General features: G+C 62.7%; 24 protein-coding genes, 1 tRNA gene and 1 pseudogene. 22 read left to right on the forward strand and 4 right to left on the reverse strand.

The window, feature by feature from the left end:
• Positions 1 to 285: 285 nt before the first annotated feature.
• Positions 286 to 666 (forward strand): iron chaperone, encoded by a 381-nt coding sequence (locus tag ADIAG_RS04040; protein ID WP_161623933.1) that lies wholly within the window; start codon positions 286 to 288, stop codon positions 664 to 666.
• On the opposite strand, the gene ADIAG_RS04045 is transcribed toward ADIAG_RS04040, so the two are convergent.
• A complete protein-coding gene (locus ADIAG_RS04045) occupies positions 663 to 1,229 on the reverse strand; it encodes a M15 family metallopeptidase (RefSeq protein WP_083873907.1) in 567 nt (188 codons plus the stop codon). The two genes, ADIAG_RS04040 and ADIAG_RS04045, sit on opposite strands and share 4 nt — an antisense overlap.
• Positions 1,230 to 1,450: 221 nt before the next feature.
• On the opposite strand from ADIAG_RS04045, the gene ADIAG_RS04050 reads away from it, so the two are divergent.
• Positions 1,451 to 2,782, forward strand: a complete 1,332-nt coding sequence (locus ADIAG_RS04050; protein ID WP_007270037.1) for a sensor histidine kinase — start codon at positions 1,451 to 1,453, stop codon at positions 2,780 to 2,782.
• The gene (locus tag ADIAG_RS04055) at positions 2,767 to 3,444 is read left to right on the forward strand and encodes a response regulator (protein ID WP_007270038.1); all 678 of its coding nucleotides are present in this window, start codon (positions 2,767 to 2,769) and stop codon (positions 3,442 to 3,444) included. The genes ADIAG_RS04050 and ADIAG_RS04055 overlap by 16 nt, the downstream gene beginning before the upstream one ends.
• Positions 3,445 to 3,607: 163 nt before the next feature.
• Here the strand turns inward: ADIAG_RS04055 and ADIAG_RS04060 are convergent.
• The 3 genes and pseudogenes from ADIAG_RS04060 to ADIAG_RS04070 form a co-directional block, all read right to left on the reverse strand.
• Positions 3,608 to 4,704: pseudogene (locus ADIAG_RS04060) on the reverse strand (RNA polymerase sigma factor).
• Between the two features lie 26 nt (positions 4,705 to 4,730).
• Positions 4,731 to 5,156, reverse strand: coding sequence for a YciI family protein (locus ADIAG_RS04065; protein ID WP_007270040.1), 426 nt, complete (start codon positions 5,154 to 5,156; stop codon positions 4,731 to 4,733).
• A gap of 242 nt (positions 5,157 to 5,398) precedes the next feature.
• A tRNA-Arg gene (locus tag ADIAG_RS04070) sits at positions 5,399 to 5,474 on the reverse strand.
• Positions 5,475 to 5,667: 193 nt separating this feature from the next.
• Between ADIAG_RS04070 and argS the strand changes: the two genes are divergently transcribed.
• From argS to atpD, 19 genes are all read left to right on the forward strand, one after another.
• The gene (gene argS / locus ADIAG_RS04075; protein ID WP_043473273.1) at positions 5,668 to 7,308 is read left to right on the forward strand and encodes an arginine--tRNA ligase; all 1,641 of its coding nucleotides are present in this window, start codon (positions 5,668 to 5,670) and stop codon (positions 7,306 to 7,308) included.
• Between the two features lie 9 nt (positions 7,309 to 7,317).
• On the forward strand, positions 7,318 to 8,739 hold the full coding sequence (gene lysA, locus ADIAG_RS04080) for a diaminopimelate decarboxylase (protein ID WP_007270042.1): 1,422 nt from the start codon (positions 7,318 to 7,320) through the stop codon (positions 8,737 to 8,739).
• Positions 8,740 to 8,747: 8 nt separating this feature from the next.
• Positions 8,748 to 10,034 carry a homoserine dehydrogenase gene (locus ADIAG_RS04085; protein ID WP_007270043.1) on the forward strand — a complete coding sequence of 429 codons (1,287 nt, stop codon included), beginning with the start codon at positions 8,748 to 8,750 and terminating at the stop codon, positions 10,032 to 10,034.
• Complete coding sequence (gene thrC / locus ADIAG_RS04090) at positions 10,035 to 11,135, forward strand: threonine synthase (protein WP_007270044.1); 1,101 nt, start codon at positions 10,035 to 10,037, stop codon at positions 11,133 to 11,135.
• A gap of 16 nt (positions 11,136 to 11,151) precedes the next feature.
• On the forward strand, positions 11,152 to 12,108 hold the full coding sequence (thrB, locus tag ADIAG_RS04095; protein ID WP_007270045.1) for a homoserine kinase: 957 nt from the start codon (positions 11,152 to 11,154) through the stop codon (positions 12,106 to 12,108).
• Positions 12,109 to 12,451: 343 nt separating this feature from the next.
• Positions 12,452 to 14,779 carry a transcription termination factor Rho gene (rho, locus tag ADIAG_RS04100; RefSeq protein WP_043473276.1) on the forward strand — a complete coding sequence of 776 codons (2,328 nt, stop codon included), beginning with the start codon at positions 12,452 to 12,454 and terminating at the stop codon, positions 14,777 to 14,779.
• A 132-nt stretch (positions 14,780 to 14,911) separates the two neighbouring features.
• On the forward strand, positions 14,912 to 15,997 hold the full coding sequence (prfA, locus tag ADIAG_RS04105) for a peptide chain release factor 1 (protein WP_043473507.1): 1,086 nt from the start codon (positions 14,912 to 14,914) through the stop codon (positions 15,995 to 15,997).
• A gap of 5 nt (positions 15,998 to 16,002) precedes the next feature.
• Positions 16,003 to 16,875, forward strand: a complete 873-nt coding sequence (gene prmC, locus ADIAG_RS04110) for a peptide chain release factor N(5)-glutamine methyltransferase (RefSeq protein WP_007270048.1) — start codon at positions 16,003 to 16,005, stop codon at positions 16,873 to 16,875.
• A 21-nt stretch (positions 16,876 to 16,896) separates the two neighbouring features.
• Positions 16,897 to 17,790, forward strand: coding sequence for an L-threonylcarbamoyladenylate synthase (locus ADIAG_RS04115; RefSeq protein WP_007270049.1), 894 nt, complete (start codon positions 16,897 to 16,899; stop codon positions 17,788 to 17,790).
• Positions 17,787 to 18,905, forward strand: a complete 1,119-nt coding sequence (locus tag ADIAG_RS04120) for an MraY family glycosyltransferase (protein ID WP_007270050.1) — start codon at positions 17,787 to 17,789, stop codon at positions 18,903 to 18,905. The genes ADIAG_RS04115 and ADIAG_RS04120 overlap by 4 nt, the downstream gene beginning before the upstream one ends.
• A gap of 167 nt (positions 18,906 to 19,072) precedes the next feature.
• Complete coding sequence (locus ADIAG_RS04125; RefSeq protein WP_007270051.1) at positions 19,073 to 19,570, forward strand: hypothetical protein; 498 nt, start codon at positions 19,073 to 19,075, stop codon at positions 19,568 to 19,570.
• Positions 19,557 to 19,811, forward strand: coding sequence for a hypothetical protein (locus ADIAG_RS21805; protein WP_007270052.1), 255 nt, complete (start codon positions 19,557 to 19,559; stop codon positions 19,809 to 19,811). The genes ADIAG_RS04125 and ADIAG_RS21805 overlap by 14 nt, the downstream gene beginning before the upstream one ends.
• A gap of 77 nt (positions 19,812 to 19,888) precedes the next feature.
• On the forward strand, positions 19,889 to 20,695 hold the full coding sequence (atpB, locus tag ADIAG_RS04130) for a F0F1 ATP synthase subunit A (protein ID WP_051059827.1): 807 nt from the start codon (positions 19,889 to 19,891) through the stop codon (positions 20,693 to 20,695).
• Positions 20,696 to 20,788: 93 nt separating this feature from the next.
• Entirely contained in the window at positions 20,789 to 21,004 is a 216-nt protein-coding gene (locus ADIAG_RS04135) for a F0F1 ATP synthase subunit C (protein WP_007270054.1), read from the forward strand.
• A 73-nt stretch (positions 21,005 to 21,077) separates the two neighbouring features.
• Complete coding sequence (locus ADIAG_RS04140; protein WP_007270055.1) at positions 21,078 to 21,632, forward strand: F0F1 ATP synthase subunit B; 555 nt, start codon at positions 21,078 to 21,080, stop codon at positions 21,630 to 21,632.
• Positions 21,632 to 22,444 carry a F0F1 ATP synthase subunit delta gene (locus tag ADIAG_RS04145; RefSeq protein WP_007270056.1) on the forward strand — a complete coding sequence of 271 codons (813 nt, stop codon included), beginning with the start codon at positions 21,632 to 21,634 and terminating at the stop codon, positions 22,442 to 22,444. The genes ADIAG_RS04140 and ADIAG_RS04145 overlap by 1 nt, the downstream gene beginning before the upstream one ends.
• A gap of 121 nt (positions 22,445 to 22,565) precedes the next feature.
• Positions 22,566 to 24,203 carry a F0F1 ATP synthase subunit alpha gene (gene atpA / locus ADIAG_RS04150; protein ID WP_007270057.1) on the forward strand — a complete coding sequence of 546 codons (1,638 nt, stop codon included), beginning with the start codon at positions 22,566 to 22,568 and terminating at the stop codon, positions 24,201 to 24,203.
• A 78-nt stretch (positions 24,204 to 24,281) separates the two neighbouring features.
• Positions 24,282 to 25,175: a F0F1 ATP synthase subunit gamma gene (locus ADIAG_RS04155; protein ID WP_007270058.1), complete on the forward strand. Its 894-nt coding sequence runs from the start codon at positions 24,282 to 24,284 to the stop codon at positions 25,173 to 25,175.
• 57 nt (positions 25,176 to 25,232) lie between these two features.
• On the forward strand, positions 25,233 to 26,690 hold the full coding sequence (gene atpD, locus ADIAG_RS04160; RefSeq protein WP_007270059.1) for a F0F1 ATP synthase subunit beta: 1,458 nt from the start codon (positions 25,233 to 25,235) through the stop codon (positions 26,688 to 26,690).
• Positions 26,691 to 26,692: the final 2 nt, after the last annotated feature.

The raw sequence follows: 26,692 nt of genomic DNA on the forward strand, positions 1-26,692 counted from the left end.
GGTGTTTCCCCCGAATTAGTTGAAGATGTTTCCTTTGTACGCTAGTCGATCGGCGGTTCCATCGGGGACAGCGTGTACCGCAGAGCCTGTCGCGTCGGCGGGCACCGGTGTGCAGCGACCAGCTTTCTGCTTCGGGGGCACGAGTCAGCGCGCGCAGGGGCGGGCACCATGGGCGGTGGACGCAGCTGCCGCACCTTGGGGAACCTCTCGCCGTGACGCCCACCGGCACCGATGCTGCACACCAGCAACCGACAGCCGCTGGTCGACAGAAAGCAGGGAGCCCCCGTGGCGACGATCAAGGGAACCACCCTCGAGGAATACTTGGGCAAGGTGCCCGCCGAACTGGCCGATCGGGTCGCGGCGTTACACGGCGCCTTGGCCCGGGCGCTGCCCGAGGCACGGGTGGAGATCAAGTGGGGACAGCCGGCCTTCGTTGATACAACGATCCTTATCTCCTACGCGGCATACACCAGGCACATCAACCTCTATACGACTCTGAGCTCGCGTGCGGCGCTCGCCGAGGCCGGGGACCTGGCTGGATTCACCACGGGCAAGGGCTCGATCCAATTGCCGCACGATGACCCGCTGCCGCTGGAGCTCATCACCCGGATCGCCGCGGCGCGGGCTGCCGAATATCGCGAGCACCACGTGCTCTGGCGCTCCTAGCCTTCACCGGTGTAGGTCCAGTGCCAGGGCTCTCCGGCCACGGTGTTGCTGAATCCGAACGCGCCGGCGTTGGAGAACATCCAGTCCAACGCCGCACCGTCCAGCGTCATGTCGAGGCTGATGCCCAGCCCATGCTCGCTGGTGCCCACGGGGGCCGCGGTGCCGCCGTGGGCAAGCAGGCCATGGCGCTTGACCAGGCCCTCCTGCTCGGCCAAGGTGCGGTAGGCGGAATTCACCTGCACCGCGTGCCCAGCCCGGGCCATCGCCTGCGACAGGGCGGTGAACGCCGAGGCGGCCTCGGGGACCAGGAAGCGCCCGAGGCGTACCTGTACCAGCTGATCCATCGGGATCTTGCCGTTGGCGTGGGCGTTGCCCGGCTGCCGGGCCTGGGCAAGCGCGGTATCCGCCGCCATCGTATCGGGGCCGGTCCCTGCGGCCGGGGTGAGCGCAAAGACGATCCCGAGGATCGAGGCGATGAGCATGACCAGGCCGGTCAGTGCTGCCGCCCATCGGATGGTCCGGGCCACGGGCGAGGGTGGAAGTTGCGAGGGGAAACTCATCATGACTCAAGTCTTCCCGCAGAGCACCGGGTCGCACATCGGGCGACGGGTTGAAACTTCGGGGCGTGAAACGGTACCTACGTCGGAGCCGTGCGGTACCTGCGGGTGAGTTGTTGGGGACCGGGGCCGACTAACGTGGGAACCATGCACACTTGCGTTTGTCGTCAATTGGCGGTTCGGGTCCCTCCTCGTCGCGGGACCACACGGCTCCTGAAGCCCCTCGCGTGAGCGAGCGGGCGGGCGAGCCGGAACCGTTCCCCTGGCGCGGACGCTGGGGATGGCGTTCGGATGTGACCGCGGTGGTGCTCTTCTTAGCGGTGGTGGTGCTGAGCCACGAGTTCCTGTTCATGGCACGGGTCTCGGGCAGCTACCTGGGGGACACCGCGTACTTCGTCTTGGCCGGAGCCGCGGCCATTGGCTGTGCCCGGGTCCTGCCGGGGGTGGCCCTGACACTCATCTGGGTCGGCACCTTGCTGCAGATGCTCTCCGGATTCGACGTCGACATGTCCCAACTCGCAGTCCTGTACGTGGTGGGCATGGTCGCCCGCTACGGGAATAGGCTGTGGGTTTTCATGGCAGGTCTCTCGATCGCCGTCGGGTCGGTGCTGGGCACCTTTTACATCGCCAGGGTTGGGTCCTGGGTGTCCGTGCCGCTGTTCGCGGCCATGGAATCCAACGCCTGGCCGGTCAACAACCAGTTGATCGCGATTTTTGTGGTGGTCACCGCCGTGATGACCTTGCCGTGGCTGTTGGGGTTGCTGGTGCGTCTATTCGCCGGCAAACAAACCGCCGAACGCGGTTCTGCCCAGGCCCGCGAGGAGGCGGACAATGCCCTGGAACTCGTCCGGCTGCGCACCGAGAATGCTGCGCTGGCCCGCGACGTGCACGACGTGGTGGGCCATTCGCTGGCGGTGATCATCGCGCAGGCCGACTCCATCCGGTTTATCCCCGATACCGACGTTCTCCGGATTCGTGAGACCACCGGCACCATCGCCGATGCGGCCCGCAGGTCCCTGGGTGAGGTGCGCCAGGTGCTCTCGCAAACCGCCGAAGCCCCGCCCGCGGCGCGTCTTGCAGCCAGTTTTTCGGCCCCGCCGACAGCCCAGTCCACGGCGTTACAGACCGCGCAACTGGGTCTGGTGCTCCCGGACGCCAGCCAGCTGTCGGCGATTCTGCACAATGTGCGCGGTGCCGGGTACGCGGTCAGCGAGGAAACCCTGGGCGATCCGGTGCCGCTGCCTGCCGAGCTGGTTCCGGCTACCCGCCGGATCATCCAGGAGATGCTCGCCAATGCCCTGCACCACGGCTGCCCCAGCACCCCGATTTATGTGCAGCACTATTGGGGTGCCACCAGCTACACGCTGAGCGTGACAAACTACTTTGATGCGGCACAGGACACCGGACGTAGCGGAACGGGAATTGTGGGCATGCGCCAGCGCCTGGCCAGCCTCACCGGAACCCTGAGCATCGACACCGAGGACGGCACCGCCGGTGCCCCCGACCGGTTCACGATTGCCGCGACATTTCCGATCACCACCGAATGGATGAGAAGTTGACCCACCCCAGGATCCGTGTGGCATTGGTCGATGACCAGCAACTCTTCCGCTCCGGCCTCGCGGTGATCATCGGTGCCCAGCCCGATATGGAGGTCATCGCCCAGGCTGCCGACGGAACCGAGGCGCTGGCCCAGATCTGCACGCACGGCCCCGACGTGGTGCTGATGGACGTGCAGATGTCACCCATGGACGGTGTCGAAGCCACCCGCAGGATCTTCGGCGACGGCGAGGTGAACATGGGCGCTAGACCGAAGGTCATCATGCTGACCACCTTCGACTGGGACGAGCACGCAGCAACAGCCATCAGACACGGGGCCAGCGGCTTCATCCTCAAGGACAGCACCCCGGAATTCGTCTGCGAGTCGATCCGTGCTGTGCATGGCGGCAGTGCGGTGATCGCCCCGCAATCGTTGGCGGCGCTGCTGCGTGACGAACCTGTTTCCACCCCTGAGCTGCCCGGTCAATACTTGGAGCTGACCGAACGGGAACGCGAGGTGTTCAATGCAGTGGCGCTGGGACTGACCAACCAGGAGATCTCCTCGAAGCTGTTCCTGAGCGAGTCGACGGTGAAAACCCACATTGGGGCGATCCTGCGCAAGCTTTCGCTGCGCGACAGGGTGCAGATCGTTGTCTACTCCTATGAGAACTGCATCGGTCGCTGAGCGCGTGCCCGCTCGCGGACTAGGCTCTGTGGGGCATCACACGTGCGTTCGATTGGTGGCGGAAGGGCCCCTGACTGTAGGGTCATGGGTAGCCAAAGAACCTTTTCTCAAAGGATCCGCGGTTAGGCCCCCGTGGAGATTCGCCGTCACCACGGGGGCTGCCTTAATCTTGCGGAACCTCGTTCCACGCCGCCACGGCCTTGGCCTCAAAGACGGCACCCAGGCGTGTGTTTCCCGCCAGGTCGCGTGCGACCCGAAATTCCGTGGCTGCTTCCTTCCCTCGCCCCAACCTGGCCAACAGTTCTCCGCGGACCCCGGCACCAGATGCGATCCTGCCAACGCCCCCTGCCGAACGAGGTCCTCGACCAGCTGCCGTCCCGTCTCCGGCCCCTGAGCCATGGAAACCGCGACGGTCCGGTTCAGCTCCACCACAGGCCCCGGAGCCAATCGGCACAAGGCCCGTAGAGCTGCACGATACGTTCCCAATTGGTTTCCGCAACGCTGGGCGCCACACAATGGCAGGCGGCGATGGCCGCCTGAAGCCCGTAGAAGCCCCTGCCGTGGCCCATCGCGTTGGCACGCTCCAATGCCGCCAGCCCCCGACTGATCTGGGCGTAATCCCAACGGGTGCGGTCCTGGTCAGCCAACAGGATCGGGCTGCCGTCGCGCGAGATTCTGGCAGCGAACCGCGAAGCCTGCATCTTCATCAGGGCGATAAGCCCATGCGCCTCGGGTTCCCGGGGGAGCCGCCCGGCCAGCACCCGGCCCAGCCACAGTGCCTCGTGTGCGAGATCGCGGCGGATCAATTCCCCACCGTTGGAGGCCGCATATCCCTCGGTGAATACGAGGTAAACGACGGCAAGGACCGTGGAGAGGCGTTCGCCCCAGTCTTGCGGCTCGGGTGTCTCAAACGGTATTCGGGCCGCGGCCAGTGTCTTTTTCGCGCGCACGATCCGCTGCTGGATGGTGGCCACCGGTACCATCATCATTCGCGCGATTTCTTCGGTCCGCAATCCGCTGACCACCCGCAGCGTTGGGGCGCCACAGGTCGATGGATTTACGTTTGGCCACAGCGGTGATCCAAGCAGTGGGATTTCTGGGGATACCCTCGAGTGGCCATTGTGCCAAGGCATCGGCCAGTGCTTCCTGCGCGAGGTCTTCTGCGGTCCCCACACCACCGGTCAGCCTGGCCAGCGAGGCCACAATCCGTGCACCCTCGACGCGCCAGAGTGCGTCGAGGGTGCGTTGGGTATCGGGCACGGATTACCTTCCTGGGGGTGTCTGGCTCAGGGCTGTCCCACTTCTTCGCGCCAGGTTTCCTCCTTTTTGAGGTATTCGTTGTCGGCGAATTCCGCAAAATCGGCCATCTCGGTGACACGACGGACCTCGAGCTTGGAGCCGGCACCCAACGGTGCCCGACTGGCCCATTGCACGGCTTCCTCCTTGCTGGAGACCTGCAGGACACAGAAACCGTTGAACAGTTCGTGGACTTCACCGTATGGGCCGTCGGTGACGATCGGTGTTTCCTCCGAGAAATCGATGACGAAGGCGTCCTCGAGGTCGTCGGCTAGTCCCTCGCCGGCCAGCAGCACGCCGGCCTTGAGGAGCGACCCGTTGTAGGCGCCCATTGCACTGATGATTTCCGCGAAGTCGGCGTTTTCGTAAGCTTCCTTCGCAGCTGCGCTCGAGCGCATGATCAACATGAATTTCATGGTGTTCTCCTCGAGGTCTGGAAGGAGCGCAAAAAACGTCCTTCACTCATTACGTCGAACGAAGGACCGCAAAATCGACACCTGGACAAAAGAAGTTTCAGGAGAATGTTTGCCGCCGTCTGTGAGGCCGGTCGTGGCCGAGTCATGGGCGGCAGCAAATACGACCCAGGGGAGCGGGCGGAAGCTGCAGAAGACAAAAAGTCGCTATTTCCGGGTTGAACCTGGAAATAGCGACTTTTACATGGTGCCCTCGGCGGGATTTGAACCCGCGACCTTCCGCTTCGGAGGCGGACGCTCTATCCCCTGAGCTACGAGGGCAATTGGCAGGAAATGTGGTGAAGTAAAGATCTTTTTCCTGCTGGGAACGTAGATGAGCTTAGCAGGTGTCGGGCCCGGAATGACAAATTGACGCCTCCACGGAGGAAGCCTGTGTGGCAGGGGTGATCGATGTGTGCGACGCCGCGCCGTCATAACGACAAAGGACGCTCCCACCCCCGGTTATCCTTGTGAGGTGACTCCTGAAGAACTCTCCACAGCCATTTCCGCCTGCCTCCGCGACGCACTCGACGCGGGGCAAATTTCCGTTGACGTACCTGCGAATGTGCGGGTAGAGCGACCGAAGAGTCGCGAACACGGGGATTGGGCCACCAACATCGCCCTTCAGCTGGGTAAGAAGGCGGGGATGAACCCCCGCGACTTCGCCCAGATCCTTGCGACCCGCCTGGCCGAGATCGACGGGGTGAAGAAGGTCGAGATCGCTGGACCCGGCTTCCTGAACATCACCCTCGAGGCAGGTGCCGCCGGAGAACTGGCCAAGACCATTGTCGAGACGGGTGCCGCCTACGGCACCAACGAGGCATTAGCCGGACACGAGATCAACATGGAGTTCGTCTCGGCGAACCCCACCGGTCCGCTGCACATCGGTCACACCCGGTGGGCCGCACTGGGTGATTCGATCGCCCGCGTGCTCAAGGCCAGCGGCGCGTCGGTCACTTCCGAGTACTACATCAACGACGCCGGCAACCAGATGAATATCTTTGCCCTGTCGGTCTACAACCGCTTGCACGGGCTTCCGGTCCCAGAGGGAGGCTACCCGGGTGGGTACATCCAGGACCTGGCCGATGTTGTTGCCGCCGCTCACCCCGATATCCGCACCCTCACCCAGGACGCGGCACTGCCGATCGTGCGCAAGGCCGCCTACACGGCCCAGATGGCTGACATCAAGGAGACGCTGAACGACTTCGGCGTCGAATTCGATGTGTTCTTCTCCGAGCAGGAGCTGCACTCCGGCGGAGCCGTCGAAGACGCAGTGGCCCGCCTGCGCGAGCAGGGCCACATCGATGACACCGATGGGGCGGTCTGGCTGCGCACCACCGACTTCGGGGACGACAAGGACCGCGTGCTGATCCGCGCCAACGGGGAACCGACCTACTTCGCCGCCGACGCAGCGTACTACCTCTCCAAGAAGGACCGTGGCTTCACCGAGAAGATCTACCTGCTCGGCGCGGACCACCACGGCTACGTTAACCGCCTCAAGGCCATCGCCGCCTGCGCAGGGGACGACAAGGAAAAGAACATCGAGGTGCTGATCGGGCAGCTGATCTCCGTGAACGGTGCCCGGCTGTCCAAGCGCGCCGGCAATATCATCGAGCTGCGCGACTTGATCAACTGGCTTGGCGCCGACGCTCTGCGCTACTCGCTGGGCCGTTACCCGGCCGATTCGCCGATGACCATCGACCCGGAACAGCTCAAGAAGAACACCAACGACAACCCGGTGTTCTACGTCCAGTACGCTCACGCACGTTCCCGCGCCGCCTCCCGCAACGCCGTGGAGAAGGGCGTGGAGCGTACCGACTTCGATGCGACGTTGCTCACCCATGAGACCGAAAACGATCTGCTCGCAGCCCTGGGGCAGTTCCCCTCGATCGTGGCGAAATCCGCCACGCACCGCGAACCGCACCGCATCGCCCGACATATCGAGCTGCTGGCCGGCGCCTACCACTCCTGGTACGCGGCCTGCCGCGTGACTCCCATCGGCGAAGGGGCCATCGAGCCGATTCACCGCACCCGACTCTGGCTCAACGACGCCACCACCCAGGTCCTGGCCAACGGGCTTGACCTGCTGGGCGTCTCCGCGCCGGAAAAGATGTAAGGAAGAACCATGAGCATTTCACCACTGGCGCCCGCCTGGCTCTCCTATCCGGAAGATGCCAACGCGCTGCGTCCCATCGAATGGGCCGGCGGTGTCGCCCGCACCGGGAACGGCGAACTCGCCGTCCAGGGCATCGGCGTCGCCGAGCTGGCCAAGGAATTCGGCACCCCGCTGTTCGTGCTTGACGAAGATGACTTCCGGGCCCGGGCCCGTGGCTTCAAGCAGGCATTCGACGCGGCCTTTGCCGATCTCTGCGGCGGGGTCGATGTCTACTACGCCGGCAAGGCGTTCTTGAGCACCGAGGTCGCCCGCTGGGTCACCGCCGAGGGCCTGCGCCTAGACACCTGTTCCGGCGGGGAAATGGCCGTCGCTCGCGTGGCCGGTGTGCCGGCAGCCAACCTGTCGCTGCACGGGAACAACAAGTCCGTCGACGAAATCCGTACCGCCCTAGAGATCGACCTGGGCCGCATTGTTGTGGACTCCCTCGACGAACTCGAGCGGGTGGCGCTGCTGGCCCGCGAAACCGGCAAACGCGCCAATGTGATGCTGCGGCTGACCCCCGGGGTCCACGCCAGCACCCACGAGTTCATCGCCACAGCGCACGAGGACCAGAAGTTTGGTCTGTCGATGATTGAGCTGGGCGAAGAACCCTCCCCGGCGGCCGCGGCGGTCAGCTATGCCCTGACCCACCCGGAATTGAACCTGTTGGGCTTGCACGCCCACATCGGCTCGCAGATCTTCGAGGCCGAAGGCTTCGAACTGGCCGCGCGCAAGCTGCTTAGTTTTCAAGCGGAGATCAAGAACAAGCACGGTGTCGAACTGCCCGAGCTTGATTTGGGCGGCGGCTACGGCATCGCCTACACCGAGGCAGATACCCCGCGTGAACCAGCGGTGCTGGCTGCCGCGATGGCCGATGTCGTCGCTGCCACGGCTCGCGAACTGGGCATTTCCATCCCGCGGATCTCCATCGAACCTGGCCGTGCGATCGCCGGCACCTCGACCTTCACCTTGTATGAGACGGGGGTGCGCAAGACCGTACAGGTCCAGGCCGAGGACGGCACACTGTCCCCGCGTCGCTACGTCTCGGTTGACGGTGGCATGAGCGATAACGCCCGGCCGGTGCTTTACGATGCCGACTACACCGCGGTGCTTGCTTCGCGTGTGACGGAAAGTGAACCGATTGTTTCCCGTGTGGTTGGTAAACACTGCGAATCCGGTGACATAGTCGTACGAGACGTTTACCTGCCCGAGGATGTTGCCGCCGGTGACCTCTTGGCCGTTCCTGGCACCGGGGCGTACTGCTGGGCATTGGCCAGCAACTACAACTACCTAGGGCGCCCGGCCGTGGTGGCGGTGCGTAATGGCGCGGCCCGCGCCATTATCCGCAGGGAGACGGAAGCTGATCTTTTGGCCCGCGATTTGGGAGCATAGAAATACACGTGAAGACACTTAAGGTGGCCTTGTTGGGCTGCGGAAACGTCGGCGCCCAGGTGGCCCGGATCCTGCTCGAAGACGCGGAGATGCTGGCCGAACGGTCCGGTGCGAAGCTTGAACTTGTTGGCATCGCGGTGCGCAACACCGCAACCAAGCGCGCCGTAGTGATCCCAGAGGGGCTTTTCACCACCGATGCAGAGGCCTTGGTCGACCAAGCAGATATCGTCATCGAACTGCTCGGCGGGATGGAACCCGCTAGTTCGCTGATCCGCCGGGCGCTGTCCCGCGGTGCCTCGGTCATCACCGGAAATAAGGCCCTGTTGGCCGCCCAAGGGCCGGAATTCAACGTCCTGGCTTTTGAATCCGGTGCTCAGCTGCGCTACGAGGCAGCGGTGGCAGGCGCCATCCCGATCCTTCGCCCGATCTACGATTCCCTCTCCGGGGATACCATCACCAAGGTCATGGGCATCGTCAACGGAACCACCAACTTCATCCTCGACGCGATGGACACCACCGGTGCAGCCTTCGCCGACATGTTGGCCGAAGCCCAGGAGCTGGGCTACGCCGAGGCGGATCCCACAGCAGATGTGCAGGGGCATGACGCCGCGGCCAAGGCCGCGATCCTGGCCTCGCTGGCCTTCCAAACCGACTTCGACCTGGCCGACGTGCATTGCGAGGGGATCACCAAGATCACCGCGGAGGACGTTGCAGCGGCCAAGGATGCCGGCATGGTCATCAAGCTGCTGGCCATCGCCGAACGTGGCGTCAACGGAATTGGTGTGCGTGTGCACCCGACGCTGCTGCGCCGCACCCATCCGCTGGCAGCAGTTCACGGAGCCTTCAACGCGATCTTCGTCGAGGCGGAGAATGCCGGCGAACTGATGTTCTACGGGGCAGGAGCCGGGGGAGCCCCCACCGCCTCCGCCGTGCTGGGCGACACCGTCGCGGTGGCCCGCCGCTTGGTGACCGGAGGCCCGCTCCCGGCCATCGCCTTGCAGCAGCCCGCCAAGGTCATGGACTTTGCCGACATCGCCACCAGCTACTGGATCAGCCTGAGCGTCTCCGACGAACCCGGAGTGCTCGCTTCGATCACCGAGATCGTCGCCCATCACGGGGTCTCGATTGAGACGCTGCTCCAAGGCGGCCTGTCGGAAACCGAGGACGGGGTAGCCGAACTACGCATAGTCACCCACCGTTCCACCGAAGCGGCGCTTGCCGCCACCGTGAAGACCATCTCCGAATTGGCTGCAGTCCAAGAAATAACCTCCGTCCTGCGAGTAGAAGGAAACTAAGTGGCCCACCAGTGGCGCGGAGTCATCCGCGAATATGCCGACCGCCTGCCCGTTGACGAGAACACCCGGGTCATCACCCTCGGCGAGGGTGGTACACCGTTGGTCTTCGCCCCGGCTCTCAGTGAGCTCACCGGCTGTGAGGTCTACCTCAAGGTCGAGGGCATGAACCCGACCGGGTCCTTCAAGGACCGCGGCATGACCATGGCGATGACCGCAGCTGTAGCTGCCGGAGCCCAGGCAGTGGTGTGTGCCTCCACCGGCAACACCTCCGCCTCTGCTGCCGCCTACGCCACCCAGGCCGGCCTCAAATGCGCGGTGTTGGTTCCGGACGGCAAGATCTCCATGGGCAAGATGTCCCAGGCCATCGCGCACGGTGCGGACATCATCCAGATCGACGGCAACTTCGACAACTGCCTCGAGGTGGCCCGCAAGCTGAGCGAAAACTACCCGGTGTTCCTGGTGAACTCCGTGAACCCGGCACGTATCGAGGGGCAGAAGACCGGGGCCTTCGAAGTCGTCGATTTCCTGGGCGACGCCCCCGATTACCATGTGCTGCCGGTGGGCAACGCGGGCAACATCACCGCCTACTGGAAGGGCTACCAGGAGTACTCCTCCGAGTACACCAACCAGGCAGGCGAGAAGCTCGCTCCGGTATCCACCAAGACTCCGATCATGTGGGGCTTCCAGGCTGCCGGGGCAGCACCCATCGTGCTGGGCCACCCGGTGACCGAACCGGACACCATCGCCACCGCCATTCGCATCGGCAACCCCGCCTCCTGGAAGCAGGCCGAAGAGGCCCGCGACGATTCCGGCGGGCTCATCGACTCGGTGACCGACGATGAGATCCTTGAGGCACACCGCTGGCTTTCCTCCCGTGAGGGTGTCTTTGTGGAGCCCGGCTCCGCGGCCGGCGTTGCTGGTCTGATCAAGCACCACGCCGCGGGCAACGTCCCGACCGGCAAGAAGATCGTCATCACGGTGACTGGTCACGGTCTGAAGGATCCGGACTGGGCCCTGAAGACCGCCGATGGCAAGCCCGTTACCCCGACCAAGGTCGAGTTCGACGTCGTGGCTGTGGCCTCGGCGCTGGGCCTGGCCTAGGCCGCGGCACAACCTCATGGCGGATACCAATACCGTGCGGGGCCAGATCCGGCCCGGACAATCGATCGCCGTGCACGTCCCGGCCACCAGTGCGAATCTGGGGCCCGGCTTCGACGTGCTGGGTCTGGCCTTGGGCGTCGGCGACACCTTGGTGGTGCACACCCTGGACACCGAGGGCGTCAGCGTGCACATCACCGGGGAGGGCGCCGACACGCTGCCCACCGATGAGTCGCACCTGATTGCCCGGACGATCTTGGAGCGCTGGGCGGAACTGGGCTATGCCCCGTCCGGCCTGCGCATCGAGGCCACCAACAATATTCCGCACGGCCGAGGCATGGGTTCCAGCGCCGCGGCCATGGTCAGCGCACTTGCCGCGGCCAATGCGTTGCTGCCGGCCTCCGCACAGCAGGGACTGGACGAAATCTTCCAGGCCGCCTCGCGTTGGGAAGGCCACCCGGATAATGTTGCCCCGGCCGTTTACGGCGGGCTGACGCTGTCTTGGTGCACCGAGGCAGGGTTCGGCACCGTCCAGGGAGTTTTGCACCGCGACATCGTCCCGGTCATCGCCATCCCGGATATCGAGCTGTCCACCGCCATGGCGCGCGGGCTGCTGCCCGATACCGTGCCGCATGCAGTTGCCGCGGCCAATGGAGGACGGGTCGGCCTGCTCATTCATGCCCTGGCCCACGATCCGTCGCTGTTGCTGCTTGGAACCGAGGACCACCTGCACCAGGAATTCCGCGCTCCGGCGATGGAAGCTTCCGCCGAGCTGATCGCGCACCTGCGCGCGGCCGGCCACGCGGCGGTGGTTTCCGGCGCTGGGCCCACGGTAATGGTGTTGGCAGCAGGCCAGCAACGCGCCCAGGAAGCGGCGGAAGCGATTTCCGCGTTCTCTGCGCAACACCCGAAGCCCCTCTGGCGTGTCCGGATTGAGTCTGTACCCCCAACGGGTGTTAGAGTAGACTTGCTTTAGCACCCGCCTGGAAAGAACCATCCGGCTACCAATGGTTGGTTCACTGCGTTTCGTGCAGCCATCAATTCCTTTCCCCGCCGTGACGGGCGAATCTTGGGGGACTTGATATCACAAACCATTTTCGTTGGGCGAGCTGACACACCCACACCATCCGATTGAAACCGTCAACTCATGTTGGTGATTCGATCCTCTGGTGTGTCTTACGAACGACCGATGCATCCGTCCCGTGATTACGAGACGGTGTCCGGTTGAACCTTCTTCCGCATCTGACGCGGAAACAAGGAGTAGTCATACGTTGCGGATCTCTCTGATGCGATCCGCCCGACGAGGGGAAGGAACCTTCGTGACAGAAACCACCAGCCTCAGTGCAGGCGTGGAAGAAAACAACGCACCCAAGGGCGGCGGACTCGCCGGCCTGAAACTTGCTCAATTGCAGGTGCTTGCGTCCCAGCTGGGTATTACCGGCGGTTCGCGAATGCGTAAGAACGATCTTGTGACCGCGATTTCTAATCACCAGCGCGGTGGCTCTGTGGCCGACCGTGATGCCAAGGCGAAGGCCGAGCCCAAGGTCGATGCAGCAGCAAAGGCCGAGGCAAAGGCGCCGGTCAAGGCAGCATCCAAAACAGAGGCAAAGGCTCCGGCCAAGACCGCCACCAAGGCACCGGCGAAGACCGCTGCGAAGGCTCCGGCCAGGACCGCAACGAAGCTCGCAGTAGAGGCTACCGAGGCGCCCGCAGCAGAGACGAAGACTGCACCGGCACGTCGTAGCCGCCGCGCCGAGTCCTCCGGAACCCTTGCTCCGGCAGCCGAGGCCGCCCCGGCCGCAGCCGTCGAGCCAAAGGTCACCGAGACTCAGGCCACCGAAGCCAAGACCACCGAGGCGCCAGCCGCCGAGGAACGTGCTCCGCGTCGCAACACCCGCAACCGTCGTGCCGAATCCGCCGGTACCTCGGCGACCGAGGCACCGGCGGAAGCCGCCCCGGTCCAGGAGAACACCGCGAGCGAGTCCACCGATTCCAACGAGTCGGCCCAGGATTCCTCCGATTCCCGCAACGATCGCAACGACCGCAGTGACCGCCACGAGCGCAACCGCAACCGTCGCGACCGCAACCGCAACCGCCGCGAAAACAACAACGGCAACGAGTCCTCCGAGCAGGGCGAGCAGGCTGAGTCGGTCGAGGCAAACTCGAACGATGGCAACAATGATCGCTCGAATGACCGCAACAACGACCGTTCAAACGATCGCAACAACGACCGTTCGAACGACCGGAACAACGATCGCAACAACGGTACCGAAGAGCGCACCCGCGAATCTTCCGAGGACCGTGTCGCCAACCGTCGTGAGCGCAACCGCGAACGCAACGAGCGCAACCGCGAACGCAATGCGAACCGCAATGACCGTGGCAACGATCGCTCCAACGACCGGAGCAACGACCGGAACAACGATCGCAACGACCGGAACAACCGTCGCGGCCGCAACCGCAACCAGCCGGACGTCGATGACACAGAGTTCAGCGACTCGGATGTGCTGCTGCCGGTAGCCGGAATCCTGGACGTCCTGGATAACTACGCATTCATCCGCACCTCCGGCTACCTCGCCGGCCCGTCGGACGTCTACGTCACCCTGAACCAGGTCAAGAAGTACAACCTGCGCAAGGGCGATGCAGTAGTCGGCGCCATCCGCGCCCCACGCGAGAACGAGAACCCCAACTCGCGTGCCAAGTTCAACGCCCTGGTCAAGCTCACCGCGATCAACGGCAAGCCCACCGAAGAAAACGTCAACCGCGTTGACTTCTCCAAGCTGACCCCGCTGTATCCGACCGAGCGTCTGCGCCTGGAAACGGATCCGAAGCTCATCGGACCGCGTGTCATCGACCTGGTCGCCCCGATCGGTAAGGGCCAGCGCGGCCTGATCGTTTCGCCGCCGAAGGCCGGCAAGACGCTGATCCTGCAGTCCATCGCGAACTCCATCACCATCAATAACCCCGAGGTTCACCTCATGATGGTGCTCGTGGACGAACGTCCCGAAGAAGTCACCGACATGCAGCGCACGGTGAAGGGCGAAGTTATCGCCTCGACCTTCGACCGCCCGGCAGATGACCACACCACCGTGGCCGAGCTGGCCATCGAGCGCGCCAAGCGCCTGGTGGAAATGGGCATGGACGTCGTGGTCCTGCTGGACTCGATGACCCGCCTGGGTCGTGCCTACAACCTGGCCGCCCCGGCCAGCGGCCGGATTCTCTCCGGTGGTGTCGATTCCTCGGCACTGTACCCGCCCAAGCGTTTCTTCGGTGCTGCACGCAACATCGAAAACGGCGGCTCGCTGACGATTCTGGCCACCGCGCTGGTGGAGACCGGGTCCAAGATGGACGAGGTCATCTTCGAAGAGTTCAAGGGCACCGGCAACATGGAACTGCGCCTGTCCCGCAAGCTTGCGGACAAGCGCATCTTCCCGGCCGTCGATGTCAACGAGTCCGGTACCCGCCGCGAAGAGAAGCTGCTCTCGCCGGACGAGGTGCGCATCATGTGGCGTCTGCGCCGCGTGCTCTCGGGCCTGGATACCCAGCAGGCGTTGGAGACTCTCACGGGCAAGATCCGCGAGACCGCCTCGAACGCCGAGTTCCTGATGCTCATCAACAAAACCACGCTGGGCTCCAAGAACGACGCCTAGCTGCCTTATACGCCCAGTTTCACCGTGCCCGGATACCCGGCGCCGGTGAGGCTGGGCGTTGGTCGTTAACCCCCAAGATCGATATTCGTTCCCTACACTGGGAACCCAGTCGTAGTGAAGGAAGCCGAAATGATGTTTGAGTCCGTACAGGGCCTTCTCGATGAGCATGCAGCCCTCCAGGCCCAGCTCTCGGACCCTGCCGTTTACCAAGACCAGTCCCTGGCCCGCAAGTTGGGCCGCCGCGCGGCCGAACTGAACGGCATTGCCGAGGCGCACCGGCGTTGGAAGCAGGCCACCGAGGACCTCGAAGCCGCCTCGGAAATGGCCGACGAGGACCCCGATTTCGCCGCAGAGGTCGAAGAACTGAACGAGAAGCTGCCGGTGCTCGAGGAAAAGCTGCGCCGGCTGCTGATCCCGCGGGACCCCAACGATGCACGCGACGTGATCCTCGAGGTCAAGGGCGGCGAAGGCGGCGACGAGGCAGCACTCTTCGCCGCGGACCTGTTGCGCATGTACACCCGTTACGCGGAGCACCGTGGGTGGAAGACCGAGATCATCTCCTTCAACGAGTCGGATCTGGGTGGTTACAAGGACGTCCAGATGGCGATCAAGGGCAAGTCGAATGACCCGGCCGAGGGCGTTTACGCGCACCTGAAGTTTGAGGGTGGGGTGCACCGCGTCCAGCGTGTGCCGCAGACCGAATCTCAGGGCCGCATCCACACCTCTGCCGCCGGCGTATTGATCCTGCCCGAGGTCGACGAGCCCGAAGAAGTCGACATTCACCCGAATGATTTGAAGGTCGATGTGTACCGGTCCTCGGGCCCCGGTGGCCAGTCGGTGAACACCACCGACTCCGCGGTGCGCCTGACCCACATCCCCACCGGCATCGTGGTGGCCATGCAGAACGAGAAGTCGCAGATTCAGAACCGCGAGGCCGCCATGCGTGTGCTGCGCTCGCGGCTGCTGGCCCACCAGCAGGCCATCATCGACGCGGAGAACTCCGATATCCGTAAGTCGCAGGTGCGCACCATGGACCGCTCCGAGCGCATCCGTACCTATAACTACCCGGAAAACCGGATCGCCGACCACCGCACCGGCTACAAGGCTTACAACCTTGACCACGTGATGAACGGTGAGCTCGATCCGCTGATCAACTCCTGCATTGAGATGGATGAGCAGGACCGTCTCAACGCCCTCGGCGGGGACCAGGAAAAGTAAGAGAATTGTCCACACTCGAAGGCACCGGCACACCCCTGTCCGGGCACCTCGCCGCTGCCACCGCCGCCCTTGAACGGGCGGGGGTGCCCTCGCCGCGGGTTGACGCCGAACTTTTGGCTGCCCACGTGCTGGATGTTTCACGCGGCCGGTTGGCCACCATGAAGTTGATGGGCAGCGCCTTCGCCCCGGAGGAGCATGCCCGCTTCACCGAATTGATCGGTCGCCGGGCCACCCGCATCCCGCTGCAGCACCTGACCGGACTCGCCCACTTCAGGTATCTGGAGCTGGCCGTGGGACCGGGGGTCTTTGTGCCACGCCCGGAGACCGAATCGGTCGTGCAATTGGCTCTGGACTTTGCCCGGGAGCTGGTGCGGCCGGTGTTGGTAGATCTGGGCACCGGGTCGGGGGCGATCGCCGGGTCATTGGCCCACGAATTGCCCGGATCCAGCGTGCATGCGGTGGAACTCTCCGACGATGCGCTGGTGTACGCGGCGCGGAATCTAAAGCCGCTGGGTGTGCACCTGGTGCAGGGAGACCTGGCCCACGCCTTCACCGAGCTGGATGGCAGCTGTGATGTGGTGGTCTCGAATCCGCCCTATATCCCGGCCAACGCCGTCCCGCGCGAACCGGAGGCTCGGGACCACGACCCGGCGATGGCGCTTTATGGGGGAGGGGCGGACGGGATGGTCCTCCCGGCCGCGGCTACCGCTTCGGCGGCACGGCTGTTGCGTCCCGGCGGCTTCTTCGTGATGGAACACGCCGAGGTCCAAGCCGAGGCCATCACCGCCGTGTTTGCCGCCTCCGGACACTGGGAGCAGGTCACCACCCACCAGGACCTGAACGGACGGGACCGCGCCACCAGCGGTATCCGCCGCTGAAACACCACGAACCATGGAAGAATGAGAGCCGTGACTTCACGATTTGATGCCCGCGATGAGCAGGAGCTGGACGCCGGTTTGGAAGCAGCGCGCGAAGCGCTGACCGATAAGCGCTGCATCGTGATGCCTACCGACACGGTCTATGGCATTGCCGCAGACGCCTTTTCCTCCCAAGCCGTAGCCACCTTGCTGGCTGCCAAGGGCCGCGGGCGCGCCATGCCTCCGCCGGTGCTGATCCCGCAGGCCGCCACGCTCGACGGTCTGGCCGTCGATGTCCCGGACTATGCCCGTGAGCTCGCCGAGAAATTCTGGCCCGGTGCGCTCACCCTGATTTTGCACGCCCAGCCGTCACTGACCTGGGACTTAGGTGAAACTCGTGGCACGGTCGCGCTTCGGGTGCCCGACGACGAGGTCGCTCGTGCGTTGCTGCGTACCACCGGTCCGCTGGCAGTGTCCTCCGCTAACCGAACCGGGAACCGCGCCGCCGATACCGCCGAAGAAGCCTTCGCCCAACTTGGCGAGTCGGTCGAGGTGTATCTGGAAGCTGGTCCACGCCCCGGCGCAGGTGGTGGAATGAGCTCCACCATCATTGATTGCACCCTGACGCCGCCACGCGTGGTGCGCCAAGGCGCTTTAGGCCTGGACGAACTGCGCACCGTGGTCCCCGAATTGCTAGATGTCCACGGCGAAGCGGATCCTCACCTTCCTACTCCTGAGACCACCGACCATGATTCGGAGGATCCGGCACCGACGGAATCCACCGAACCAGCACATGATTCTGCGCAGCCCGGATCCGGAACGGGGTATGCCCCCGGTGCCGAGGTTGCGAACGGCACGCCGAGCACCGACGCCAACCCGGTTGCTGCCGATACTCAAGACGGTACCGGAGCAGGGGAGACCGCCCGCGCGTCATGAGAAGCTACTTGTTGCTGATCGGGATCACCTTCATAACCTCGTATTTGGTCACCCCGGTATTCCGCGCCATTGGCGCGCGTTTCATGCCCAAAATCCCCGTTCGAGACCGTGACGTCCACGAGAAGCCCACCCCCAAACTGGGGGGAGTGGCCATCATCCTCGGGCTCGCCTTGGGTATCGGCCTCGCATCCCAGATGTCGTTCTTCGACGGAATCTTCAGAGCCCCGGAGCCAATCCTGGGCGTGCTGTGGGCGTTGCTGATCATCTTGGTCATGGGAGTGCTTGACGATCTCCTTGATCTGCGCTGGTGGATCAAACTCATCGGCCAGATCGGCGTGGGTCTGGTGATCGTGAAGCACGGGATTATTCTCAAGGCGCTACCGGTCGGCGCACTGCACTTCGACTCACCAGTGGTGCAGGTGGCGGTCACTGTAGTGATCATCGTCGGCACCATGAACGCGATCAACTTCGTGGACGGGCTAGACGGCTTGGCTGCCGGCATCTCTGCCATTGGTGCGGCAACCTTCTTTGTCTATAGCTACATGCTGGCCACACGCGTCAGTGCCGAGGACTACGCGAACTTCTCCGCACTGCTCTGCGCCGTACTGCTGGGCGCGACCCTAGGTTTCCTGCCACACAACTTCAGGCCGGCCTCGATCTTCATGGGGGAGTCAGGTGTCTTGGCGATCGGCATGCTGCTGGCCGTGGCCACCCTCGCTGTCACCGGCGACGTCCTGGGCGAAGACGCCTATCGCTTCCGCAATGTCCCGGCCTTCATGCCCGTACTGCTGCCTCTGGGCGTCATGGTCCTGCCATACCTCGACCTCGCGATGTCCATCATTCGCCGAACAGCCAACGGCAAGTCCCCGTTTACCGCTGACCGGGGACACATCCACCACCGGATGCTTGACCTCGGTCATCCTCCGGCCGTTGCCGCACTGATCCTCTACGCGTGGGCCGCCCTGGTGGCTTCGGGTGTCATCGTGATCTCGCTGGGCAACCGAAAAGTTGCCATCCCACTGTATGTTGCGGGCTTCGTTTGCGTGACCTTAGTCACCTGGTGGCCTATCCTAAAACGTCGCAGGAAGCGGCTTGCAAGGTCCCGCAAGGTCTAGTTGTCGTGCCCTTGAGATAGAGGGCGGATGGCAGGGGCGGGGCCTCCTTCTATCTCGTGTAGAATTCGAATGTCCTCCTTATGGGGGACTTGCCCCCAATCAAGCCTCAATGTCCGGTGGGTGTCCGCCACAAGCGGCCCCGCTGAATGCAAGGGAATTGGAATTACATGACCAAGCCGGAACGCGGCTCGAAGACCAACGGCGCGCTAGTCGCATCGTCGGCTCCGCGTTCCCCTTGGATGGGGATTTTGAAGACCTGCGTGGCCTACACCGTCGGTGCAGGAGTCATCGCATCCATTGCCGCATGGCCGATCCTCGGTTCGTCCGAGGCAGGCTCGCTGGCTTTCGGGTGCGCATTGATCGTGGTGTTTTTCGGGATCAGCCTGATGGTGGCCGAATGGGCCGGACGTTATCGCAGCTCTTGGGCGCTTCCAGCCTTCTTGTTCATGTACGTTGCCAAAATCCTGGGCATGGGTGCCCTGGTTATTTTTTCCGGGTTGCCTAGTTGGGTACTCGCGCCGTACTTCATGTGGGGAGCCGTTGGCTCCTTAGTGCTGTGGCAGTTTGGCGAGATCCGCGCCTTTTCTCGGGCTAGGCTTCCCATTTTCAATCACGAGGATCCTGTGGCCTCCCCTTCAGATGGAGGGGAACATGGAAAATCCTGATCTCAATCCCAACCCCAAGCCCACGACGAAACGGGCATCTGCCCGGGAGTACGTCAACTACGTTGTTGGCGGGCTCATCGCGTGGGGTTTGATAGGCTGGGGTCTGGATCTTTTGCTGGACACCCGCTGGATTGTTTTCCTCAGTGCGCTGATTGGCGCCACTGCAGGATGGTTTCTGGCTCGCCACCATTTGCGGCATCGACGCCGCGGGTTGTCAGCAAGTCATGAGATCGACCAATAGAACTTCACACGGTGGGTGGCGCTTTGCGCCAAATCACCGAATTTGCCCCCGACCGAAACTGCAGAGAGGACAGCGCGTTGACCGCGTTTGCGCTTCCGACGGCCACAGAACCATATGTCCCGCCGACAATTTCCGACACCCACCTTCCCGAGGTGCTGCCTTGGTTAGCCGAGTACGGGACCGGTTTCGGCAAGCAGATGATCATGATCATCCTTTCGATCATCCTGATCGTGTGGTTCTTCAAGGCCGCAATCAAGAACCCGAAGTTGGTTCCAGGTAAGACGCAGTTTTTGGCCGAAAGTGCCTACAGCTTCGTCCGTAACGGCATCGGCCGCGACATCATTGGCGAAAAGAACTTCGCCCAGTGGGTGCCGCTGCTGTTTGCCACGTTCTTCTTCGTCCTGCTGAACAACTTGTTCGGGGCCATCCCGTTCCTACAGATTCCGTCCTTCTCCCACGCCGGTTCGGCCTATGCCATGGCCATCATCATCTATGGCACCTGGATCGCAGTTGGCGTGAAGAACCACGGTATCCGCTACTTCAAGCTTGCAGTCGTTCCCTCGGGAGTACCTGGCTGGATCATGCCGCTGATGGTGCCGTTGGAAATCATTTCCAACTTCATCGTTCGCCCACTGACCCACTCGCTGCGTCTTATGGCCACCATGCTTGCCGGCCACATGATCGTCATGCTTGCTGCCTCCGGCGCACGCCACCTGATCGTTGTCCAGGAATCCCTGGCCATGAACGGCATTGGCATTGCGGTCATCGCAGGCTCGGTGGCCATGTACTTCCTTGAACTTCTGATCATGGTCCTGCAGGCGTTTGTCTTCGCCTTGCTGACCGCCATCTACATCCAGGGTGCCCTGGATGCAGACGCCCACTAAATCGGGCTTGCACCAATAAACAAAGTTTTCCCCTTCATCAGGGAATGACCTCACAACCTGCCGACAGAGTGTCGGTATCTTGAAAGGAACGAAATGGAACTCCACGGCTCCCTTAACATGATCGGCTACGGCCTGGCTGCAATCGGCTCGGCCATCGGCGTGGGCATGATCTTCGCTGCTTACATCAACGGCGTTGCACGCCAGCCGGAAGCACAGCGCATCCTGCAGCCAATCGCCATGCTGGGCTTCGCCCTTGCAGAAGCACTGGCCATCCTGGGCTTTGTCTTCGCCTTCGTCGTCGGCGCCTAGTTCCCTTCGTGGTGGCCCTGCCACTGTCGCAGGGCTATTGCAAATGGAACTTAAGAGATAAGGAAGAGTGAGAATGATCAGCAACGAATTGATCCTCGCTGCAGGTGCGGGCGCAAACCCGCTGCTTCCGAACCCGTGGGAAATTCTTGTCACTGCCGCAGGCTTTGCTGTCCTGCTGTTCTTGGTGGTCAAGTACATTGCCCCGGCATTCGAGAAGTCCTACCAGGACCGTGTCACGGCCATCGAAGGTGGACTTGAAAAGGCGGAGGCCGCACAGGCCGAAGCCAACGCCACCCTCGAGCAGTACAAGGCACAGCTGCTGGAAGCACGCACCGAAGCCAACCGTATCCGTGAGGATGCGCGCGAAGAAGGTGCCCAGATCCTCGCGGATCTCAAGACCAAGGCTGCCGACGAGTCCGCTCGCATCACCGAACAGGCTCAGCGCCAGATCGAAGCCGAGCGTGTGGCTGCAGTAACGTCGCTGCGCGCCGAGGTTGGTACTCTGGCAACTTCTCTGGCCAGCAAGATCGTCGATGACGCTCTTGAGAACGACGAGCGCGCTTCCCGCGTGGTCGATAAGTTCCTGGCTGAACTTGAAACCCAGCAGAACGCAGGTGCTTCGAACTAATGGCAGGTGTATCGAGCGAGTCATTGACCGCGGCGCTTGCGTCGTTGGAAACCAAGCTTGCACACGCGTCCTTGGACATGTCCGCCGAGCTGTTTGGGACGGTTGACGTCCTAGATAGCAACGCAGGCCTGCGTCGCGCACTGACTGATCCGGCCCGTGGGGCCACGGACAAGGCTGGGCTTGTTGCCCAGCTGTTGCACGGCAAGGTCTCGGCGAAAGCCGAATCCACCGTTGCGTCTCTGGCAACCTCGCGTTGGGGCTCGGCACGAGACATTGGCGATGCACTGGAGACCGTGGCGGCAACTGTAGCCATTGCGGTGGCAGAGCGTCAGGGCGGTTCCTCGGGACTGGAGAGGCTCGAAGAAGACCTCTTCGCGTTTATCCGTGTAGTTGGGTCCAGTCATGATCTGCAGCGTGCACTTGATGATCCGCAGGCCTCGGTAGAAGCCAAGAGCGCTCTGGCGCTCAAGCTGGTACCGAACGCCTCGGACGCATCAGCACTGCTGATCCGCCAGGCCGTCGCTTCGCCGCGCGGGCTCAAGCCCGTTGCACTTCTGGAGCGCTTCGTGGAATTGGTGGCTAAGCGCCAGGACCGCTGGATTGCCCAGGTGAGCGTCACCCGTGAACTCACCAGTGAGCAGACAGCGCGCCTGCAGGCAGGCCTAAACAACCTTTACGGCCGGGACTTGAAGATCAATGTAGAGATCGACCCGGCACTAGTTGGCGGCATCCGCATCAAGGTGGGCGATGAAGTTGTTGACGCAACCATTGCCACCCGCGTCTCGGAGCTTCGCCGCCAGTTGGCAAGTTAGGCAGACCCCCGCTTCACCGCGGGGGCCCGCCTGGCAGGCCAGTCACCATAGACTGAATCAAATTTCGGTTGCCGCAACGATTGATCGCGGTGACCACAACTTAGGAGAGCAGGGACTGCAGATGGCCGATTTGACCATCAACGCCGACGACGTCCGCAATGCCTTGAATGAGTTCGCAGCGTCCTACGAACCGGGCAAAGCAGAGCGCACCGAGGTCGGCCGCGTAACCACGGCAAGTGACGGCATCGCCAAGGTGGAGGGTCTTCCCTCCGTCATGGCCAATGAGCTGCTTCGCTTCGAAGACGGCACTCTGGGCTTGGCCCAGAACCTTGATACCCGCGATATTGGTGTTGTAGTCCTTGGCGACTTCACCGGTATTGCCGAAGGCCAGCGCGTTGAGCGCACCGGCGAAATCCTTTCGGTTCCGGTGGGCGACGCCTTCCTGGGCCGCGTGGTGGACCCGTTGGGCGAGCCGATCGATGACCTGGGACCGATTGCGTCCACCGGACGTCGTGCCCTGGAAACTCAGGCACCCGGCGTGACACAGCGTAAGTCGGTTCACGAACCGCTGCAGACCGGCATGAAGGCCATCGACGCGATGATCCCCATCGGCCGTGGCCAGCGTCAGCTGATCATTGGTGACCGCCAGACCGGCAAGACGGCCCTGGCCGTTGACGCCATCATCAACCAGAAGGCCAACTGGGCTTCGGGTGACACCACCAAGCAGGTCCGCTGCATCTACGTGGCAATTGGTCAGAAGGCTTCGACCATTGCCGCTGTGCGCCAGACCTTGGCAGACAACGGCGCCCTGGAGTACACCACCATCGTGGCCTCCCCGGCATCTGACCCTGCTGGTTTCAAGTACCTGGCACCGTACGCCGGCTCGGCCATTGGCCAGCAGTGGATGTACGACGGCAAGCATGTTCTGATCGTCTTTGATGATCTGTCCAAGCAGGCCGAAGCCTACCGCGCCGTTTCGTTGCTGCTGCGCCGTCCGCCGGGACGCGAGGCTTACCCGGGCGACGTGTTCTACCTGCACTCCCGCCTGCTGGAACGTTGCGCCAAGCTCTCTGACGAGCTCGGTGCCGGCTCGATGACCGGCCTGCCGATCATCGAAACCAAGGCCAATGACGTCTCGGCGTTCATTCCGACCAACGTCATCTCGATCACCGACGGCCAGATCTTCTTGCAGTCGGACCTCTTCAACGCCAACCAGCGTCCGGCAGTCGACGTGGGCATCTCGGTGTCCCGCGTGGGTGGCTCGGCGCAGGTCAAGGCCATGAAGAAGGTTTCCGGTACGTTGAAGCTTGAATTGGCCCAGTACCGCGACATGCAGGCCTTCGCCATGTTTGCCTCGGACCTGGATGCTGCTTCCAAGCAGCAGCTGACCCGTGGTGCGCGTCTGATGGAACTGCTCAAGCAGGGCCAGTACGCTCCGTTCCCGGTTGAAGACCAGGTTGTTTCCATCTGGATGGGTACCAAGGGCTACTTGGACGATGTCCCGGTTGAAGACGTTCACCGCTTCGAGACCGAGTTCCTCGCACACATGCGTCACCGCAGCAATGCGTTGACCGTGATTGCCGAAACCGGCAAGCTTGAAGACGAGACCGTCCAGTCGCTCGAGACGAACATTGTCGAGTTCAAGGCAGGCTTCTTCGGTCAGGGTGACGACAAGCTTGTCGCCGCAGGCAACGAAGAATTCGATGCATTGTCCGAGGGTTCCGTCGACCAGGAAAAGATCGTCAAGCAAAAGCGCTGACATCGCCTTTGAGTAGGGGCTGCCGCGCCACCAGGTGTGGCGCGGCAGCCGCTGCGAAGGGATAAGGAAAGGACAAACATGGGAGCCCAGATTCGGGTCTACCGCCAGAAGATTGCATCGACAACGTCGATGGGCAAGATCTTCAAGGCGATGGAACTGATCGCCTCTTCCCGTATTGGCAAGGCACGTGCGCGTGTCTCGGCATCGTTGCCGTATGCCAATGCGATTACCCGTGCTGTTACTGCCGTCGCGTCACAGTCCGAGGTCGAGCACCCGCTGACTACCGAGCCGGAGTCAATCCGTCGTGCGGCAGTCTTGGTGTTGACCGCGGACCGCGGGCTCGCCGGGTCCTACTCCGCCGGCGTCTTGAAGCAGGCAGAGCACCTCGTTGAACTGCTCCACTCAGAAGGCAAGGACGTCAAGACCTATCTGGTCGGCCGCAAGGCCCAGGCGTACTTCGACTTCCGTGGACGGGACTACGCGAAGGTGTGGACCGGTGGAACCGACGCTCCGGATTTTGAAACGGCACGTGAACTTGGCAAGATCCTGCTTCAGGATTTCGCCGAAGAGTTTGAAGCGGGTGGCGTGGATGAGATCCACGTTGTTTTCACCCAGTTCAAGTCGATGGTCGTTCAGGAGCCGACGGTCATTCGTTTGCTGCCGCTTGAGGTCGTTGAGGGAGAGTCTGAGACTCCCGCCGACGAGCTTCTGCCGCTCTACGAATACGAGCCGGAACCGGAGCAGGTACTGGATGCACTGCTCCCGCGCTACATCGAGTCACGTATCTTCAATGCCATGTTGCAGGCGGCGGCTTCCGAGCTCGCAGCCCGTCAGCGTGCCATGAAGTCCGCAGGCGACAACGCCAAGGACTTGATCGAGAAGTACACGCGTCTTCGTAACAACGCCCGCCAGGCCGAGGTTACTCAGGAACTTTCCGAAATTGTTGCCGGCGCTGACGCGCTGAACGGCTAACGGTATGTTTCTACCAACACTTACATCCACGCCATCTACACAAGTGAAGTGAGAGAGATGACTGCCCAACTTAACGAGCAGGGTACCGCTGCTTCGACCGGTGCAACCGGTCGTATCGCACGCGTTATCGGCCCGGTTGTCGACGTTGAATTCCCCGCCGACTCCTTGCCTGCAATTTACAACGCTCTTTCCGCTGAGATTACCCTCAACGGTGAGACCAAGACCATCACCTTCGAAACCAGCCAGCACCTCGGTGACTCAATGGTTCGTGCGATCTCGCTGCAGGCCACCGACGGACTTGTCCGCGGAACTGCCGTGAAGGACTCCGGTGCCCCGATTTCCGTACCCGTTGGCGATGTCGTCAAGGGCCACATCTTCAACGTTCTGGGCGAGCCCCTCGACGTGGAAGCCTCGGAACTCGAAATCACCGAGCGCTGGCCGATCCACCGCAAGGCTCCGGCCTTCGCGAGCCTCGAAGGTTCGACCGAAATGCTGGAAACCGGCATCAAGTCGATTGACCTTCTCACCCCGTACATCAAGGGTGGAAAGATCGGACTCTTCGGTGGCGCCGGTGTCGGCAAGACCGTGCTGATCCAGGAAATGATCACCCGTGTTGCCCGTAACTTCGGTGGTACTTCGGTATTCGCCGGTGTTGGCGAGCGTACCCGTGAAGGTAACGACCTCTGGGTCGAAATGGAAGAAGCCAACGTCTTGAAGGACACCGCCTTGGTGTTCGGCCAGATGGATGAGCCGCCAGGCACGCGTTTGCGCGTGGCACTGTCCGCACTGACCATGGCGGAGTACTTCCGCGATGTGCAGAACCAGGACGTGTTGCTCTTCATTGACAACATCTTCCGCTTCACCCAGGCCGGTTCCGAGGTGTCGACCCTGCTGGGCCGCATGCCTTCGGCCGTGGGTTACCAGCCGAACCTTGCCGATGAGATGGGTCTCCTCCAGGAGCGCATCACCTCGACCAAGGGCCGCTCGATTACCTCGATGCAGGCCGTTTACGTGCCTGCTGACGACTACACCGACCCGGCACCTGCTGCTACCTTCGCCCACTTGGATGCGACCACGGAACTTTCCCGTGAAATCGCTTCCCGTGGCCTGTACCCGGCCATCGATCCGCTGACCTCCACGTCGCGAATCCTTGACCCGCAGTACGTGGGCCAGGCTCACTACGACACCGCGGTTCGTGTCAAGCAGATCCTCCAGAAGAACAAGGAACTGCAGGACATCATCGCGATCCTCGGCATTGACGAGCTCGGCGAAGAAGACAAGATCGTCGTGGCACGTGCACGTCGTATCCAGCAGTTCCTGTCGCAGAACACCTACACTGCTAAGCAGTTCACCGGTGTCGACGGCTCGACGGTTTCCATTGCGGACACCATCGAAGGCTTCACCGCGATCTGCAACGGCGATGTCGACCACATTGCTGAGCAGGCATTCTTCAACATCGGCGGCATGGATGATGTTGAGCGCCAGTGGGCAGACATCCAGAAGTCGATTCACTAGTC

Origin of the sequence: Paeniglutamicibacter gangotriensis Lz1y (assembly GCF_000348945.1) — a bacterium.
In the GTDB taxonomy this organism is placed as follows: domain Bacteria; phylum Actinomycetota; class Actinomycetes; order Actinomycetales; family Micrococcaceae; genus Paeniglutamicibacter; species Paeniglutamicibacter gangotriensis.